The 17,513-nt window shown below is 61.5% G+C and carries 16 protein-coding genes; 15 read left to right on the top strand and 1 reads right to left on the bottom strand.

Annotated elements, in window-relative coordinates:
- The first annotated feature begins 212 nt into the window (after positions 1–212).
- Both AAGQ88_RS06045 and AAGQ88_RS06040 read left to right on the top strand, forming a co-directional pair.
- Positions 213–710 (top strand): DUF6231 family protein, encoded by a 498-nt coding sequence (locus AAGQ88_RS06045; protein ID WP_342654715.1) that lies wholly within the window; start codon positions 213–215, stop codon positions 708–710.
- 10 nt (positions 711–720) lie between these two features.
- Positions 721–1,194, top strand: a complete 474-nt coding sequence (locus tag AAGQ88_RS06040) for a YchJ family protein (RefSeq protein ID WP_342654714.1) — start codon at positions 721–723, stop codon at positions 1,192–1,194.
- A 12-nt stretch (positions 1,195–1,206) separates the two neighbouring features.
- Here AAGQ88_RS06040 and AAGQ88_RS06035 read toward each other — a convergent pair whose 3' ends face one another.
- Positions 1,207–1,782 carry a hypothetical protein gene (locus AAGQ88_RS06035; RefSeq protein ID WP_342654713.1) on the bottom strand — a complete coding sequence of 192 codons (576 nt, stop codon included), beginning with the start codon at positions 1,780–1,782 and terminating at the stop codon, positions 1,207–1,209.
- 110 nt (positions 1,783–1,892) lie between these two features.
- Between AAGQ88_RS06035 and AAGQ88_RS06030 the strand changes: the two genes are divergently transcribed.
- From AAGQ88_RS06030 to pdeM, 13 genes are all read left to right on the top strand, one after another.
- Entirely contained in the window at positions 1,893–2,378 is a 486-nt protein-coding gene (locus AAGQ88_RS06030; protein ID WP_342654712.1) for an LEA type 2 family protein, read from the top strand.
- A 4-nt stretch (positions 2,379–2,382) separates the two neighbouring features.
- Positions 2,383–2,598, top strand: coding sequence for an SEC-C metal-binding domain-containing protein (locus AAGQ88_RS06025; protein ID WP_342654711.1), 216 nt, complete (start codon positions 2,383–2,385; stop codon positions 2,596–2,598).
- 123 nt (positions 2,599–2,721) lie between these two features.
- Positions 2,722–3,366 (top strand): glutathione binding-like protein, encoded by a 645-nt coding sequence (locus AAGQ88_RS06020; RefSeq protein ID WP_285422631.1) that lies wholly within the window; start codon positions 2,722–2,724, stop codon positions 3,364–3,366.
- Positions 3,367–3,683: 317 nt separating this feature from the next.
- Complete coding sequence (locus tag AAGQ88_RS06015) at positions 3,684–6,167, top strand: penicillin acylase family protein (protein WP_342654710.1); 2,484 nt, start codon at positions 3,684–3,686, stop codon at positions 6,165–6,167.
- 324 nt (positions 6,168–6,491) lie between these two features.
- Positions 6,492–7,544 carry a ligase-associated DNA damage response exonuclease gene (locus AAGQ88_RS06010; RefSeq protein WP_342654709.1) on the top strand — a complete coding sequence of 351 codons (1,053 nt, stop codon included), beginning with the start codon at positions 6,492–6,494 and terminating at the stop codon, positions 7,542–7,544.
- A complete protein-coding gene (locus tag AAGQ88_RS06005; protein ID WP_342654708.1) occupies positions 7,541–9,262 on the top strand; it encodes an ATP-dependent DNA ligase in 1,722 nt (573 codons plus the stop codon). The genes AAGQ88_RS06010 and AAGQ88_RS06005 overlap by 4 nt, the downstream gene beginning before the upstream one ends.
- Before the next feature lie 390 nt (positions 9,263–9,652).
- On the top strand, positions 9,653–10,435 hold the full coding sequence (locus AAGQ88_RS06000) for a transporter substrate-binding domain-containing protein (protein ID WP_062387926.1): 783 nt from the start codon (positions 9,653–9,655) through the stop codon (positions 10,433–10,435).
- An 84-nt stretch (positions 10,436–10,519) separates the two neighbouring features.
- Positions 10,520–11,248: an ABC transporter permease gene (locus tag AAGQ88_RS05995; RefSeq protein ID WP_342654707.1), complete on the top strand. Its 729-nt coding sequence runs from the start codon at positions 10,520–10,522 to the stop codon at positions 11,246–11,248.
- Positions 11,245–11,955, top strand: coding sequence for an ABC transporter permease (locus AAGQ88_RS05990; protein WP_093461171.1), 711 nt, complete (start codon positions 11,245–11,247; stop codon positions 11,953–11,955). The genes AAGQ88_RS05995 and AAGQ88_RS05990 overlap by 4 nt, the downstream gene beginning before the upstream one ends.
- Before the next feature lie 9 nt (positions 11,956–11,964).
- Positions 11,965–13,083, top strand: a complete 1,119-nt coding sequence (locus tag AAGQ88_RS05985) for a succinylglutamate desuccinylase/aspartoacylase family protein (protein ID WP_342654706.1) — start codon at positions 11,965–11,967, stop codon at positions 13,081–13,083.
- Positions 13,084–13,095: 12 nt separating this feature from the next.
- A complete protein-coding gene (locus AAGQ88_RS05980) occupies positions 13,096–13,860 on the top strand; it encodes an ATP-binding cassette domain-containing protein (protein WP_093461177.1) in 765 nt (254 codons plus the stop codon).
- Between the two features lie 432 nt (positions 13,861–14,292).
- Positions 14,293–16,785 carry a ligase-associated DNA damage response DEXH box helicase gene (locus AAGQ88_RS05975; RefSeq protein WP_342654705.1) on the top strand — a complete coding sequence of 831 codons (2,493 nt, stop codon included), beginning with the start codon at positions 14,293–14,295 and terminating at the stop codon, positions 16,783–16,785.
- Positions 16,782–17,438, top strand: coding sequence for a ligase-associated DNA damage response endonuclease PdeM (pdeM, locus tag AAGQ88_RS05970; protein ID WP_342654704.1), 657 nt, complete (start codon positions 16,782–16,784; stop codon positions 17,436–17,438). The genes AAGQ88_RS05975 and pdeM overlap by 4 nt, the downstream gene beginning before the upstream one ends.
- Positions 17,439–17,513: the final 75 nt, after the last annotated feature.

The following is a 17,513-nucleotide window of genomic DNA, read 5'->3' as shown; positions in this document are numbered from 1 at the left end:
TCAACTTCACGGAGGCCGCGCGTGGCAATAAACATGGGGCGAATACTGGGTTGCGTTGGGCCTTCCGGAAAATCGAAGAAAATCTGTCCCTTTATTTGAATAGCCTTTTGCCTTCACTCGTACGCTTTGTCAGGGCGACGAATGAAAAAGTTCAAGCACTAGGCCATTAAGGTTCGGCGCGCTAACCTTGCGGGCTACATTGAGGGATTCTGATGACCGACAGTTTTTCCACCCGCACGCCCCAACAGGCCCTCGCCGCCCTGCTCGATCGCTATGCGCCCAAGCAGCTATTGCTGATCGGAGCAGACAGTTTTCCGGCGCTACAGGCCTTTCAGGAGGCTCATCCGGAGACCGAACTGGCCCTCGCGGCGCCCGGCCCGCTGCCCGCGGAGCTTGCTGCCCGGCGCTTTGACCTGGCCCTGGTCGTCGACTGTCTGGAACATATTTCCAAGCGCGCAGGCCTTGAGCTGCTGGGCGGCATCCGCAATCTCAACGCCAGCCGCATCGCCGTGCTGGCTGACCTGCAAGCCTGCGGCTGGCAGACCACGGATTTCTATTCACTGGCGCTGCAGGCCAGTGAGCGTTTCGCCAGAGATGAACAAGTGCTGACCCTGTTCACCTACGACCTGCGCGAATACAAACAGGTACCGGACTGGCTGAACGCGAAGTTCTGGGCCAACCCGGAGAATTTTGGCAAGTACTGGTGGTGAGACTCGCATCATGAGCAGTGCAATCTGTCCCTGTGGCAGCGGCAACCTTCTGGTCGCCTGCTGCGGCCGTTATCACGCCGGTCAGCCCGCACCCTGCGCCGAAGCGCTCATGCGTTCGCGCTACAGCGCTTACGTGCTCGGCCTGATCGACTATCTGCTGGCAACCACGCTGCCGGCGCAGCAACATGGCCTGGATCGCGACTCGATCCGTCAGTGGAGCGCGCAGAGCACCTGGCTCGGGCTTGAGGTCGAAAGCGTCGAACTGCTCGGCGGCAAACCTGAGCACGCGTTTGTCACCTTTGTCGCCCGCTGGCATGACGCGACGGGCGAGCACAGTCATCGTGAAAAATCGGCGTTCGTGCAGAATCAGGGCCGCTGGTATTTCATCGATCCGACCGTTTCGCTCAAGACCACGCGTAATGACGCCTGCCCTTGTGGCAGTGAGCAGAAATTCAAGAAGTGCTGCGCCGGGTACATGGCCTGAGGGCTGGCGCTGTCACGCCAGCTTCAGGTGTGAAATATCGGGCACCCGCGCCTGTTCGACACGCCGGGACTCACCCATGTCGCTGCCCGCAGGCGCAAGGCTCAGGCCGGAAAGATCGAGTCTGGGGGCGACCGGTTCGGCCTTCGGGTCCTGCACATCTTGCCCAGGCTCGGACAACGTGAAGTCCGGCGCCTCGACATCGACGAACGCTGCGGCGTAGACATCCCGAGGCTCGAGTCGCGACTTCTGCTCAGCCTTCGGCTGGCCGGAAGCAGGCGCAGCGGGGGACGTTGTCTTGCGGGTCCAGGTCGGCTCGTCGGGCGGCGGAGCGAGCTCCACTTCTTCGACTTCGACCTGCTCGGGCATCTCCACGACCTCGACACGGGCGCCGGCGCGCTCCAGTGTCGAGCGGTATTTTTCGGCGCCCGCCTGATCAAGATTATTCTTGAGCACCAGCCGGCGACCGGAGAACAGCAATGCGATACGCTGGGCATCGGCCTGGAACAGCTTGGCCATGTTCGCCTGGACCCGATCCAGCTGCGCGCCCGGGACCAGTTGGCCGGAAAATACAATTTCATAGCGTTTCATGGGTCAATACTCCTTCGACACATCGCGTGAGTATGGCGCAGGCTCAGTAGAACAGCGAGTTGCCCTGAAACGGTCGCTTGCTAGACTCAAGCCCGACAGGGAGTGAACCAATGGTGTTTCCGGCAAGCGTGTTCAGAATCTTCGGCCTGTGCATGGCACTGACGCTGACGGGCTGCTCGTCTTTGATCACCGGCGGCGCCGAAGATCCCGACGTCAGGCTGCTCAAGGTCGATGTGGTCAAGGCGCGACTGCTTCATCAGGACCTCAAGCTGCGCTTTCGCGTCGACAACCCCAACGACTCCAGCATTCTGGTGCGAGGGTTGCGCTACAAAGTGATGCTCAACGACATCCTGATCGCCGAAGGCGATTACAGCGACTGGTTCATCGTCAAGGCCGACAGCCACAAGAACTTCTCAGTGCCCATCCGCACCAATCTCTGGGAACACCTCAAGGACGTGACGCGCATGCTGGGCAAACCCAGGCAGCCTGTTCATTACCGGCTGGAAGGCAAGCTCAAGACCGGATTTTTATTCGGACATCACGTGCGTATTGGCCGCGATGGCGAGATAATCCCCGGCGATTTGATTCCGGAGTAACCCCATGAACCAGCAAGCCCACGTGCACGGTCCTGATTGCAACCACGATCACGATCATCACGACCATCACGACCATCATCATGACCACGGTCATGTCCACGGCCCGCATTGCAATCACGAGCCTCAAGAGCCGGTTCGCAATGCACTCAAGGACGTCGGTCGCAACGACCCTTGCCCTTGCGGCAGCGAGAAGAAATTCAAGAAGTGCCACGGCGCCTGATTGCCTGCGCTTCATTCAACGGCCTGAGCGATCAGGCCGTTTTCGTTTGTGCGACAACCCTCCTAGAGCGTAAAACAGCGTCAGCCTGAAACGGCAGTCGCGATGACTCATTTGGAGCGTTCGATGATCGACCTGCACTACTGGACCACCCCCAACGGCCACAAGGTTTCCATCTTTCTGGAAGAAGCGGGCCTGCCTTACCGGATTTTCCCGGTGAACATCGGCGCGAACGAGCAGTTCGAGCCCGATTTTTTGAAGATCTCACCCAACAACCGGATTCCGGCCATCGTCGACCATGCACCGGCCGACGGCGGCGAGCCGCTGAGCGTGTTCGAGTCCGGCGCGATCCTGCTGTATCTCGCGGAAAAAACCGGCCAGTTCATTGCTACCGACCTGCGTGGACGCGAGCAGACGCTGCAGTGGCTGTTCTGGCAGATGGGCGGCCTGGGTCCGATGGCTGGGCAGAATCACCACTTCAATCGGTTTGCCAAGGAAAAGATTCCGTACGCAATCAAGCGTTACGTCGATGAAACCGCGCGTCTGTATGGCGTGCTGGACAAGCGCCTGGCCGATCGTGCCTACGTGGCAGGCGAGCAATACAGCATTGCCGACATGGCGATTTATCCGTGGATCGTGCCGCACACTTATCAGGAGCAGAACCTGGACGACTTCCCGAACCTCAAACGCTGGTTCGAATCGGTTGCCAGCCGCGATGCGGTGAAGCGCGCCTATGCGCTGGTAGACAAGGTCAATCCGCCGAAGCCCTGAGCCGCGATGATCCTCGCAGGCCCAAGCGTGCTCGCAAGATTTGCAACCACGGCATGCGCTGGCCTCTTCCCGGCTGAAGCCGGTCCTACAGACGATGCACCTTTTTTGTAGGACCGGCTTTAGCCGGGAAGGCGTCGGGTGTCACGCCACTGATCGAAAAGAGGCTTCAATGACAGTTGGCTTATTCCTCATGGGTGTGAGGCTTGGACGACAGCGTTGAAAAATCCTGAAATAAACCCCTGCCCCCCGCTTGCGTGGCGCCTGCCCGCTCTCTAACGTAGCGCCTTTCCAACGCCTACCCCCGCAGGAGCTTCATCATGGCCTCGCCAGCCCCATCTTTCCTGAAGACGCGACTCAGTACCGCCGCTGTCATGATCGGGCTGTTGAGCCTTGCCGGCTGCCAGTTGGGCGGCGAAGACCGGGATAATTTGCCGCCCACCAGCGGCGTGTTCGCAATCAAGGGGCTGGCGCAGAACGTGTCCGTGCGGCGCAACAATCTGGGCATGCCGCTGATCGAAAGCAACACGTTCCATGACGCCCTGTTCACCCTGGGATACGTCCACGCCAGTGATCGCATCTCGCAAATGGTGCAGATGCGTCTGCTCGCCCAGGGTCGACTGTCGGAAATCGCCGGGCCCGGCGCGCTGGACCTGGATCGCATGATGCGCGCCGCCAACCTCAAGCAGACGGCCAGCGAGCTGTACAACGCGTCGTCGCCACGCCTTAAACGGTTCTTCGAGGTCTACAGCCGCGGGGTCAACGCGTACCTGTTCCGCTATCGCGACAAACTGCCTTCGGACCTGGCCGATGCCGGCTACAAGCCCGAATACTGGAAGCCGGAAGACTCAGCGCTGATCTTCAGCCTGCTCAACTTCAGCCTTTCCGTGAACCTGCAGGAAGAGATTTCCTCGTTGGTGCTGGCTCAGAAAGTCGGTGCCGACAAACTGGCCTGGCTGCTGCCGACCTACCCCGACGAAGCGCTGCCGTTCGCGGAAGCCGACAAGCTCAAAGGCTTGAACCTGAGCAGCCAAATGCCTGGCCTGAGCGATCTGAACAAAGCCGCACTGCAGCTTTCCGACCTCAATCTGCTGGGTGTCTCGGCGTCGAACAACTGGGTGATTTCGCCGCAACGGGCTCGCGCGGGCAAGAGCCTGCTGGCCACCGACAGCCAACTGCCGGCCACGCTGCCTTCAATGTGGAATTTCGTGCAGATTCGCGCTCCGAAATATCAGGCCGCCGGTGCGACGGTCGCCGGTCTGCCGCTGGTGTTGTCCGGTTTCAACGGCAAGCTGGCGTGGGGCATGGGACCTGCCATGGGCGACAATCAGGACCTGTTCCTGGAGAAGCTCAAGCGTGAGAACAACCGCCTGATGGTCATGGCCGATGGCAAATGGGTTGTTGCGGGCGCTCATGAAGAAACCTATTTCGTCAAAGGCCAGCGGCCCGTGCGCGAGCCTGCTTACGAAACGCGTCACGGACCACTGCTCAACGCAGGGTCGGCGCAGCTGGCCAGTGGCCTGGGCATCGCGCTGCAAACCCCGGATGCCAAGGACGACAAAACCCTCGACGCGCTGTTTGACCTGACCCGCGCGCAGAACGTGGAGCGTGCGTTCGACACGACGCGGGAAATCCGCGCGATTACGCTGAACATGGTCTTCGCGGACGCTTCCAGCACCGGCTGGCAAGTCACCGGCCGCTACCCGAATCGCCGTGAGGGCCTGGGGCTCATTCCTTCGCCGGGCTGGGAGGGCCGTTTTGACTGGGACGGCTATGCCGATGCCATGCTGCACCCTTACGACCAGGATCCGCAGCAAGGCTGGATCGCCACCGCCAACCAGCGCACGATGCCGAAGGGCTACGGCATGCAGCTCTCCAATTCGTGGGATTACCCGGAGCGTGCCGAGCGCATTGCCGAACTCGCCAACACCGGCAAGCAGGACACGCGCAGCACGATCAGCATGCAGTACGACCAGACCACTCTGTTCGCTGCCAAATTGAAGAAAATGTTCGAAGCGCCAGGCATGGCCAGACCGTTGCAACAGGCCATCGACGCCTTGCCTGCGGCGGAACGCGACAAGGCCCGGGAGGCGTTCACTCGCCTGATGGCATTCGATGGCCGGCTCTCGCCGGTTTCCGCCGATGCCGCGATTTACGAGTTGTTCCTGCAGGAAAGCGCCAAGCAGACCTTCCTCGACGAACTCGGCCCTGAAGGCAGCCCGGCCTGGAAAGCGCTGGTGCAAAGCGCGGATCTTTCCTACTCGCCCGAGGCCGATCACCTGCTGGGGCGTGAGGACAGTCCGTATTGGGACGACGTGAAAACGCCGCAAAAAGAGGACAAGCCTGCGATTCTGGCGCGCAGTCTCGCGGCGGCCATCGTCGCCGGCGAAGCCCGTCTGGGCAGCGATCACAAGGCCTGGCAATGGGGCAAGCTGCACGCCTACAGCTGGACCTCGCAAAGCGCGCAACTGACCGCGGCAATGGGCGGCAGCAAGGCGAGCGTCGTCAAAGGGCCGATGGCAGCGGGTGGCGATCACACCACGATCAATGCGTCGGGCTTCCATTGGGGGCAGGACTTCGATGCCGCGGTGATTCCGGCGATGCGCATGATCGTCGACTTTGCCCAGCAGGAGCCGATGATGGCGCAGAACGCGGCAGGTCAGTCGGGCAATCCGGCCAGCCCGCACTATGCCGACGGCATTGATCCGTGGCTGAAGGGCCTGTACATGTCGGTGCCGATGCAGCCTGAGAACTATGAAAAGGTCTACGGGAAGCAGCGGCTGACCCTGACGCCCGGCAAGTAACGTCGCGCGGCTACGACGTGAGTAGCGGGAATCGATGGTGAGTTGAGTACGGGTTCAGGCCTGGGGCCCGGCCTGCACTCGCCTCCCGCCCTCAACTCTGGGAGCGCGGCTTGTCCCGCGATCTGCCGGAAACCGGCTGCAAAGCCTGTGAATGCGGGGTGTCAGGCCTGATTGGGTCGCCTGATTTTGCTACCGCCGCGGCAGATCGTCCGAGTGCGGCCCAGGGCAAGCGCGCTTTCGCGCAGCCCACACGGCTCGACAAAAAACCGAACTTCCCTCCCCCCGAATCGCTCTACCTGACAAGCCCCCAAATCCGGTCATACCATGGATCTTGTCATTGCCCGCCCCGAAGGTCTGTACTGTCCGCCCGGCGATTTCTACATCGATCCGTGGCGCCCGGTCGAGCGCTCGGTGATCACCCACGGCCACGGCGACCATGCGCGCACGGGCAACCAGCATTACCTGGCGGCGGCTCCCGGCGAAGGCATCCTGCGCTCAAGGCTGGGTCAGGACATCAACCTGCAGACCCTCGAATACGGCGAGTCCATCACACATCACGGCGTCACACTGAGCCTTCATCCTGCGGGCCATGTCCTCGGTTCGGCGCAAGTGCGGCTGGAATACAAAGGTGAAGTCTGGGTCGCATCGGGCGACTACAAAGTCGAGCCCGACGGCACCTGCGCGCCGTTCGAACCGGTGCGCTGCCACACGTTCATTACCGAATCCACGTTCGGCTTGCCGATCTATCGCTGGCAGCCGCAATCGGAAATCTTCACCGGCATCAACGATTGGTGGCGCGCCAATGCGGCCGTGGGCAAGGCCAGCGTCCTGTTCGCGTATTCCTTCGGCAAAGCGCAGCGCATCCTGCACGGCATCGATCCCGACATCGGACCGATTCTGGTTCACGGCGCCGTTGAACCGCTGAACCGGGTATATCGCGAGGCGGGCGTTCGCATTCCAGAGACCCATTACGCTGGCGACTTCAAAAAAACTGACCCGGCGCTGCGCCAGGCGCTCATCGTGGCGCCGCCTTCAGCTGGCGGCAGCATCTGGATGCGGCGATTTGGCGACTTCAGCGATGCATTCGCCAGTGGCTGGATGATGCTGCGCGGCACCCGACGGCGTCGCGGGGTGGACCGAGGTTTTGCCTTGTCCGACCACGCCGACTGGCCGGGGCTGCTCTGGGCGATCGAAAACACCGGCGCCGAACGGGTGATGGTGACCCACGGTTCGGTCGCCGTGCTGGTCCGCTACCTGCGAGAATCCGGCCTCGACGCCCAAGGCTTCACCACCGAATACGGCGACGAGGAAGACGACGCGCCGAGCAAGACACAAACTGACGGCGATGGGCCCGAGGTTCAGGAGGCATCGTCATGAAAGCCTTCGCCGAGCTGTACGCCCTGCTGGATGCCACGACCTCCAGCAACGCCAAGCTGGCTGCGATGCAGCACTACTTTGCGCACGCCGCTGCAGAAGATGCAGCCTGGGCGGTGTACTTTCTGTCCGGCGGACGGCCACGGCAGCTGGTGCCCACGCGCCTTCTGCGCGAACAGGCGATGCAGCTGTCCGCCCTGCCTGAATGGCTGTTCGAAGAAAGCTATCAGGCGGTCGGCGACCTGGCTGAAACCTTGTCGCTGCTGTTGCCGAAGGCCGAGCACAGCTCCGAAGAAGGCCTGGCGAGCTGGATGGAAAACAAACTGTTACCCCTGCGCGGCTTGCCGCCCGAGGAGCTGTTGGAACGCTTGCCGACGTTTTGGGCGCAGCTGGATCCGCAAAGCCTGATGGTCTGCCTGAAGCTGATCACCGGCAGCTTTCGCGTGGGTGTGTCCAAACTGCTGGTCACCCGGGCGCTCGCCGCGTTGGCCGATATCGACAGCAAGCGCGTGGCGCAGCGACTGGTGGGCTACACCGATCTCTCGCACCGGCCGAGCGCCGAGGGCTACCTGAAACTGATCGCCGAGGAGTCAGAAGACGAACATGCCCAGCGCGGCGGCCAACCGTACCCGTTCTTCCTCGCCCACTCCTTGCAACAGCCGGTCGATCAATTCGAAACGCTGCTCGGCGCGCCCGAAAACTGGCAGGTCGAATGGAAATGGGACGGCATCCGCGCGCAAGTGGTCAAGCGCGAAGGTCGTTTGTGGATCTGGTCGCGCGGCGAAGAGCTGGTCACCGATCGCTTCCCTGAACTGCACAGCTTGCTGCAATGCCTGCCAGACGGGACGGTGATCGACGGCGAAATCGTCGTCTGGAAGGCACCTGCGCCTCAAACCGACGCCGACAGCGCAAGCGACTTCTCCCTCGAAACTCCAGCTCCCGGTACGCCGGGCGAAGCAACACCGTCCGTGCAACCTTTCGCGCTGCTGCAACAACGCATCGGCCGCAAGACATTGGGCAAAAAGATCCTTGAGGATGTGCCCGTCGTCGTCCTCGCCTACGACCTGCTGGAATGGCAGGAACATGACTGGCGCAGTCGACCTCAGCATGAGCGGCGCACTCAGCTCGAGGCCGTGATCGCTCAGGCGCAGAGCCCCGTGCTGCTGGCCTCACCTGTGCTGGGCGGCATGGATTGGCTGGACCTCGGTCAGCAGCGCGAAGCGTCCCGCAGCCTGGGCGTCGAAGGCATGATGCTCAAAGCGCGGGACTCGATGTACGGCGTCGGCCGGACCAAGGACATGGGCGTCTGGTGGAAGTGGAAAATCGATCCCTTCAGCGTCGATGCGGTGTTGATCTATGCCCAACGCGGGCACGGGCGTCGGGCCAGTCTGTATAGCGACTATACGTTCGCCGTCTGGGACGGCCCGCCGCAGTCCAGCGAACGTACGCTGGTGCCGTTCGCCAAGGCCTACTCGGGCCTGACCGATGAAGAGATGCGCAAAGTCGATGCAATCATCCGCAAGACCACGGTCGAAAAATTCGGGCCGGTGCGAAGCGTTACCCCAACCCTGGTATTCGAGCTTGGATTTGAAGGCATCGCGCTGTCGAAGCGCCACAAAAGCGGGATCGCCGTGCGCTTTCCACGGATGCTCAGATGGCGACAGGACAAGCCTGTTGCCGAGGCAGACAGCTTGGCAACGTTGCAGGATTTATTATCCTAGGCACCTTTTTGGTGCGCCACGCCCCGAATCGCCTCACGCACATGCTCCTTTGAGCGGCACGCAAGCGCCGCTCGTAACGGCAAAAAATCGCTACCGAACCAGCCCCGACTGCTACGGTTGGACGCAAACCTGCCGTTTACGGAAACAGCAGGCGCCGAGGATGATTTTTTACGCGCCCTTTTCGACCGTTTCGGCTACTCTCCCCCTGCCTCCGGCGCCCTGAAAAAAAGACAAGAGATGGCTCAAAGTCATCATTGCGACAACTCCGTACATTTAAAACGCACGTTCGTCTCTTTGGTTCGGAAATTGCTATCTTTTTGCGGTCTGGCACCTGCCGGTAGCAAGCCTTCGCGTGTTCCCAACGCTCAATTTGGTTTTAAGGACTGAACGATGAAAAAAGCATGGCTGACCCTTTCCGCACTCGCCATCTGTCTGGCCGCGGGTAACGCAATGGCCAAGGAGTACAAGGAGCTGCGTTTCGGCGTCGATCCTTCCTACGCTCCATTCGAATCGAAAGCTGCCGACGGCAGCCTCGTGGGTTTCGACATCGATCTGGGCAACGCGATCTGTGCTGAACTGAAGGTCAAGTGCAAGTGGGTCGAAAGCGATTTCGACGGCATGATCCCTGGCCTGAAAGCCAACAAGTTCGACGGCGTGATTTCCTCCATGACCGTGACCCCGGCTCGCGAGAAAGTCATCGACTTCTCCAGCGAACTGTTCTCCGGCCCGACCTCGCTGGTTTACAAAAAAGGTTCCGGCCTGAGCGCTGACGTTGCTTCGCTCAAAGGCAAGACCGTCGGCTACGAGCAAGGCACCATCCAGGAAGCCTACGCCAAGGCCATCCTCGACAAGGCTGGCGTTAAAACCCAAGCCTACGCCAACCAGGATCAGGTCTACGCCGACCTGGTGTCCGGTCGTCTGGACGCTTCCGTACAAGACATGCTGCAAGCCGAACTGGGCTTCCTGAAGTCGCCACAGGGCGCTGACTACGAAGTCAGCAAGCCAATCGACGATCCGCTGCTGCCAGCCAAGACCGCAGTCGGCATCGCGAAAGGTAACAAAGACCTGAAAGCGCTTTTGGACAAAGGTATCAAAGCGTTACACGATGACGGCAAGTATGCCGAGATCCAGAAGAAGCACTTCGGCGATCTGAATCTGTACAGCGGTAAGTAAGAAAACAAACGCCCGTGTCTTCAGCGATCATCCGAATCCCCCGCTGAAGTTCACGGGCGTTTTTATTGACTGTATAGGTTCCACATGTTCGATACTCTCCTGCAAAACCTGGGACTGTCCGCGTTCAGCCTTAAAGGCTTCGGCCCGTTGCTGCTCCAAGGCACCTGGATGACCGTCAAATTATCGGTAATGTCGCTGCTGCTGGCCATCGTGCTCGGCCTGCTGGGCGCCAGTGCCAAACTCTCCAAGGCCGCGTTTCTTCGCGTCCCCGCCCAGGTGTACACAACGCTGATCCGCGGCGTACCTGACCTGGTGCTGATGCTCCTGATTTTCTACAGCCTGCAAACCTGGCTGACCGGCCTCACCGAAGCGCTGGAATGGGACTACATCGAAATCGACCCTTTCGCCGCTGGCGTAATCACCTTGGGCTTCATCTACGGCGCCTACTTCACCGAAACGTTCCGCGGCGCGATTCTCGCCGTGCCTCGCGGACAGGTAGAAGCTGCCATCGCCTACGGACTCAGCCGCGCCCAGCGTTTTCGCTTCGTGGTGTTCCCGCAGATGATGCGCTTCGCCCTTCCCGGAATCGGCAACAACTGGCAGGTCGTGCTCAAGGCCACGGCGCTGGTGTCGATCATCGGTCTGGCCGATCTGGTCAAGGCGTCACAGGACGCCGGCAAAAGCACGTATCAACTGTTCTATTTCCTGGTACTCGCCGCGTTGATCTATCTGGTCATCACCAGCGTGTCCAACTTTGCCCTGCGCTGGGCTGAACGGCGTTACGCCGCAGGCAGCCGGGAGGCTAAACGATGATTGAACTGCTTCAGGAATACTGGCGCGCCTTCCTTTATACGGACGGCCAGAACATCACCGGCCTGGCGATGACGCTGTGGCTGCTCAGCGCCTCCATCGCCATCGGCTTCGTCGTCTCGATTCCGCTGTCCATTGCCCGTGTCTCGCCCAATCCTCTGGTGCGCTGGCCGGTGCAGTTCTACACCTATCTGTTCCGGGGCACGCCGCTCTACATCCAGTTGCTGATCTGCTACACCGGCATCTACAGCATTGCCGCCGTGCGGGATCAACCGATGCTCAACGCATTCTTTCGCGATGCGATGAACTGCACCATTCTGGCCTTCGCCCTCAATACCTGCGCGTACACCACCGAGATTTTCGCGGGAGCGATTCGCAGCATGAACCACGGCGAAGTCGAAGCGGCGAAGGCGTATGGCCTGACCGGCTGGCGCCTTTACACATACGTGATCATGCCATCGGCGCTGCGTCGTTCGTTGCCGTACTACAGCAACGAAGTCATTCTGATGCTGCACTCGACCACCGTGGCCTTCACTGCAACGGTGCCGGACGTGCTCAAGGTCGCGCGCGACGCCAACTCGGCGACCTTCCTGACGTTCCAGTCGTTCGGCATCGCGGCGCTGATCTACCTCACAGTGACCTTCATCCTCGTCGGCCTGTTCCGCCTGGCCGAGCGCCGCTGGCTGGCCTTCCTCGGCCCGTCTCACTAGGACACTCGCATGCGACACCAGACCCATGATCTGCTGGCGCCGGTGCCTGGCACGGCGCGGCAGATCCACAGCTTTCACTACGGCCCGGAAAACGGCGCCTGCAAAATCTATATCCAGTCGTCCCTGCACGCCGATGAACTGCCGGGCATGCTGGTGGCCTGGTACCTGAAGCAGCGGCTGGCCGAGCTGGAAAACGCAGGCCAGTTGCTGGGCGAGATCGTGGTCGTTCCCGTGGCCAACCCGATCGGCCTGGAGCAGATCCTGATGGACATTCCACTGGGCCGTTACGAGCTGGAAAGCGGGCAGAATTTCAATCGCCGTTTCGTCGATCTGGGCCAGCAGGTGGGCGATGAAGTCGAGCCGCTGCTGACCGACGACGCAGAACACAACGTCGCGTTGATTCGCCAAAGCCTGCGCAATGCCCTTGATGCCTGCATCGGTGGCACTCAGCTGGAATCCCAGCGCCTGACTCTGCAGCGTCTGGCGTGCGACGCCGACATGGTGCTGGACCTGCACTGCGATTTCGAATCGGTCGAGCACCTCTACACCACGCCTGAAGCCTGGCCGCACGTCGAGCCGCTGTCGCGCTACCTCGGGGCGCAGGCCAGCTTGCTGGCGACCGACTCAGGCGGGCAGTCTTTCGATGAATGCTTCACGCTGGTGTGGTGGCAGTTGCAGCAGCGCTTCGAAAAGCGCTTCCCGATTCCACTGGGCAGCTTCTCCGTCACCCTCGAGTTGCGCGGCCAGGGCGATGTGAATCACGCGCTCGGCAGCCGCGACTGCCAGGCGATCATCAGCTACCTGATGCATTACGGCGCGATCGCCGGTGAGCCGGTGGCGCAACCCGAACTGATTTATCCGGCGACGCCATTGGCGGCGGTCGAACCGGTTGCCACGCCTGTCGGCGGCCTGCTGGTGTTCTGCACACTGCCGGGCGAGTACGTCGAGGCCGGGCAACTGATTGCTGAGGTCATTGACCCGATCAGCGACGCGGTGACCCCGATCCACACGGCCAACGCCGGTCTTATGTACGCCCGCTCTTTGCGACGCATGGCAACTGCCGGCATGGTCATCGCCCATGTCGCCGGCACCGAGGCCTACCGCAGCGGCTACCTACTTTCTCCTTAAGGATTGCCAGTCATGTACAAACTGACCATCGATGGCCTGCATAAAAGCTACGGTGACCACGAAGTGCTCAAGGGCGTTTCGCTGAAGGCCAACGTCGGTGACGTGATCTGCCTGATCGGCGCCAGCGGCTCGGGCAAGAGCACGTTCCTGCGCTGCATCAATTTTCTCGAACAGCCCAACGACGGCGCCATGAGCCTGGACGGCCAGCAGATTCGCATGGTGGCCGACGCCAGCGGCATGCGCGTTGCCGACCCGGCCGAACTGCAACGCATCCGCACGCGACTGGCCATGGTGTTTCAGCACTTCAATCTGTGGAGCCACATGACCGTGCTGGAAAACATCACCATGGCCCCGCGCCGGGTGCTGGGCGTTTCAAAAGTCGAAGCCGAGGACCGCGCGCGCAAGTACCTGGAGAAGGTTGGCTTGCCTGCTCGCGTGGCCGACCAGTATCCGGCGTTTCTCTCCGGTGGCCAGCAGCAGCGGGTGGCAATTGCCCGCGCGCTGGCGATGGAGCCGGAAATCATGCTGTTCGACGAGCCGACCTCGGCGCTCGACCCCGAGCTGGTGGGCGAAGTGCTGAAGGTGATTCAGGGCCTGGCTGAGGAAGGCCGCACGATGATTCTGGTGACCCACGAAATGGGCTTCGCCCGCAAAGTCGCGAATCAGGTGGTGTTCCTGCATCAAGGTCAGATCGAAGAAATCGGCCACCCCGACGACGTGCTGGGAAATCCGAAGAGCGAACGCCTCAAGCAGTTCCTGAGTGGCAACTTGAAGTAAATTCCTCGAAACCTGCATCCCCTGCAGGATGTGAGCTTGCTCGCGATTGCCTTATGTCAGCCGGCCATTTCCGGTGCAGACCCCATCCAATCGCGAGCAAGCTCACTCCCACAAGGGCATTGCGGCATGGCATGGTCTCGCGCCAGGCACCCGAACCGGTGGGAGCGAGCTTGCTCGCGAAGACTGATTTCCAGACGCTACATCTTCACAGCATGAACCGGCCTCTTCCCGGCTGAAGCCGGTCCTACAGCGGCTGCAAGTCTTCGTAGGACCGGCTTTAGCCGGGAAGGCGTCGACTGTTACGCCGTAGAACTAAGGGGGCGTTGAAGACAGTTGGCTCACTCCTGCAGGTTCAGCGCCGGACGATAAATCCAGACCAAACTAATCCACTCCCCCGACGGTCTCTGAAGTAACACACTACAGAGCCCGCGCATGCCCAAAACCGTCAATTTTGCCCAGCGCTGGTTCTCCGCTCGCGGCTGGAAGCCTTTCGCATTCCAGAAAGAAGTGTGGGCCGCCGTTGCGCGAGGAGAGTCCGGCCTGCTGCACGCCAGCACTGGTGCGGGCAAAACCTATTCGGTGTGGTTCGCCGCGCTCAATCGGTTTGCCAGAACGATTCCTGAAAAGACCGATGGCACGGCGCGCAAACGCAAGCCGCCTCCCACGCCGTTGAGCGTGCTTTGGATCACGCCCATGCGCGCCCTCGCGGCCGATACCGCACGGGCCCTGGAAGCGCCGCTGATGGACCTGGACATTCCGTGGAGTGTCGGCCTGCGCACCGGTGACACCAGCAGCAGCGAGCGGGCAAAACAGGGTCGTCGCCTGCCCTCCGCGCTCATTACCACACCCGAAAGCCTGACCCTGTTGCTGACGCGCGCTGACGCACAGGCGACCTTCTCGACCCTCAAGATGATCGTCGTCGATGAATGGCACGAACTGATCGGCAATAAACGAGGCGTGCAGCTGCAGCTCGCCATCGCTCGCCTGCGCCGCTGGAACCCTGCACTGATCGTGTGGGGACTCTCCGCCACCCTCGGCAATCAAGAACATGCGCAACGCGTCCTGCTCGGCGAGGGCGGTGTCACGGTGCAGGGCAAGGTCGAAAAACAGCTGACCGTCGACACCCTGATTCCTCAAAGCATCGAGCGCTTCCCGTGGGCCGGGCACATGGGCTTGCGAATGCTGCCGCAGGTGTTGGCGGAGGTGGACAGCAGCTCCAGCTGCCTGCTGTTCACCAACACCCGCGCGCAGTCGGAGGTCTGGTATCAGGCGCTGCTCGATGCACGGCCCGACTGGGCTGGCCTGATTGCACTGCACCACGGCTCGCTGTCGCGGGAGGTTCGCGACTGGGTCGAACGCGCCCTCAAAGAAGGTCATTTAAAGGCCGTGGTCTGCACATCGAGCCTGGATCTGGGTGTCGACTTTCTACCGGTGGAGCGCGTGTTGCAGATCGGTTCAGCCAAAGGCGTCGCCCGCCTGATGCAGCGCGCCGGGCGCTCCGGCCATGCGCCGGGCCGCCCTTCCCGCGTCACGCTGGTGCCCACGCACAGCCTGGAACTGGTCGAAGCCGCCGCTGCACGCGACGCCGTGGCTGCGCGCCTGATCGAGCCGCGCGAATCCCCCCACAAATCGCTGGACGTACTCGTACAGCATCTGGTGAGCATGGCACTGGGAGGCGGCTTCCTGCCTGACGAGCTGTTGGCCGAAGTTCGGACGGCCTGGGCGTATCGCGACCTGACCGATGACGAATGGGAGTGGGCACTGGCCTTCGTCCGCCATGGCGGTTTGTCGTTGACGGCCTATCCCGATTACCGGCGCGTCGAGCCCGATGACCAAGGCGTCTGGCGCGTGCCGGATGCACGTCTGGCGCGGCGTCACCGGATGAGCGTCGGCACCATCGTCAGCGACGCCAGCATCAACGTGAAGTACTGGAGCAAGGGCGGTGGCGGCGGCTCGCTCGGCAGCGTCGAGGAAGGGTTCATTGCGCGGCTCAAACCCGGTGATGGCTTCCTGTTCAGCGGCCGCCTGCTGGAGCTGGTGCGCGTGGAGAACATGACCGCCTACGTCAAACGCGCCACCAGCAAAAAGGCCGCCGTCCCACGCTGGAACGGAGGTCGGATGCCGCTTTCCAGCGAATTGGCCGACGCCGTGGTGGAGAAATTCGATTCCGCCGCCCACGGCCATTTCGACAGCCCGGAAATGCACACGGTCAGCCCGCTGCTGGAGGTGCAACGCCAGTGGTCTGCGTTGCCACGCAAAGACACGTTACTGGCCGAAACGCTGAAGTCCCGCGAAGGCTGGCACCTGTTCCTGTACCCGTTCGCCGGACGCCACGTGCATCTGGGCCTGGCGAGTCTTCTGGCCTGGCGCCTGAGCAGGGATACGCCCCTGACCTTCTCGATTGCGGTCAACGATTACGGCTTCGAATTGCTGAGCGCTACCCAGATCGACTGGCCAGAACGAATAAGCGCTGCATTATTCTCAGAAGACCATTTGCTGGCCGACATCATCGCCAGCCTCAACGCAGGCGAGCTCGCATTGCGCCGCTTCCGTGAGATCGCACGCATCGCTGGTCTGGTCTTCTCTGGCTATCCCGGCGCACCTAAGAGCAATCGACAATTGCAGGCGTCCAGCGGGCTGTTTTTCGAAGTGTTCAAACAATACGATGCGCAAAATCTGCTCCTCACCCAGGCGGAGGAAGAAGTGCTGCGGCAAGAACTCGATGTCGCGAGGCTCGAACAGACCTTGCGCCGGATCAACAGCCGAACGCTGGATATGCACGTGATCAAGCGTCCGACACCGATGGCGTTCCCGTTGCTGGTGGAACGCATGCGCGAAAGCCTCAGCACCGAGAAACTGTCGGACCGCATTGGACGCATGGTGCAGGATCTGGAAAAAGCCGCCGGCCCTGAGGTCATCACATGAGGCCATACCTGTCCATTGAGCTCGCCGGCGCAGAGCTCTGGTTGTTGGCAGAAAAAGCGATCTATTACCCGGCCTACCGCGCACTGTTGATCGCCGACGCTCACTTTGGCAAAGCCGCCGCCTATCGACGGCTGGGTCAACCGGTGCCCCATGGCACCACGGATGACAATCTGCAGCGTCTGGACAATCTGCTGGCAGGCTACGACTGCGAACAGCTGATTTTTCTCGGCGACTTCCTGCACGCCCCTGAATCCCATGCGGCACTGACGCTGTCGGCACTCAGGACCTGGCGCGATCGTCACGCCGGCCTCGCTATCACGCTGATCCGCGGCAACCATGACAAGCGAGCGGGAGACCCGCCGCAGGACCTGCGCATTAACGTGGTTCCCGAGCCGCTCATGCTCGGAGCATTCGCGCTTCAGCACGAGCCTGACCCTCACCCGACGCATCACGTCCTGGCCGGCCACGTGCACCCTGCTTATCGACTGCAAGGCAAAGGGCGTCAGAGTCTGCGCCTGCCGTGCTTCTATTTGCTGGAAGACGTAAGCCTGCTTCCCGCCTTTGGCGCGTTTACCGGGGGCATGAACATCAGACCGGCGCAAGGCAGCCGCATTTACGTTGTAGGAGACGGCGCGGTGTGGGAAGCGAAATAAAAAGCGCGAGGCGCTTCAAATCGGCAGGCGAAAAGCAGCCTGCCGACGCGAAGTCGGCAGGCTGGCAGTTGGCAG

The sequence above is a fragment of the Pseudomonas sp. F3-2 genome (assembly GCF_038804275.1).
Classification (GTDB): Bacteria; Pseudomonadota; Gammaproteobacteria; order Pseudomonadales; family Pseudomonadaceae; genus Aquipseudomonas.
The sequence above is the reverse complement of the archived record's forward strand: the minus strand, read 5'-3'. Positions and strand labels throughout refer to the sequence as shown.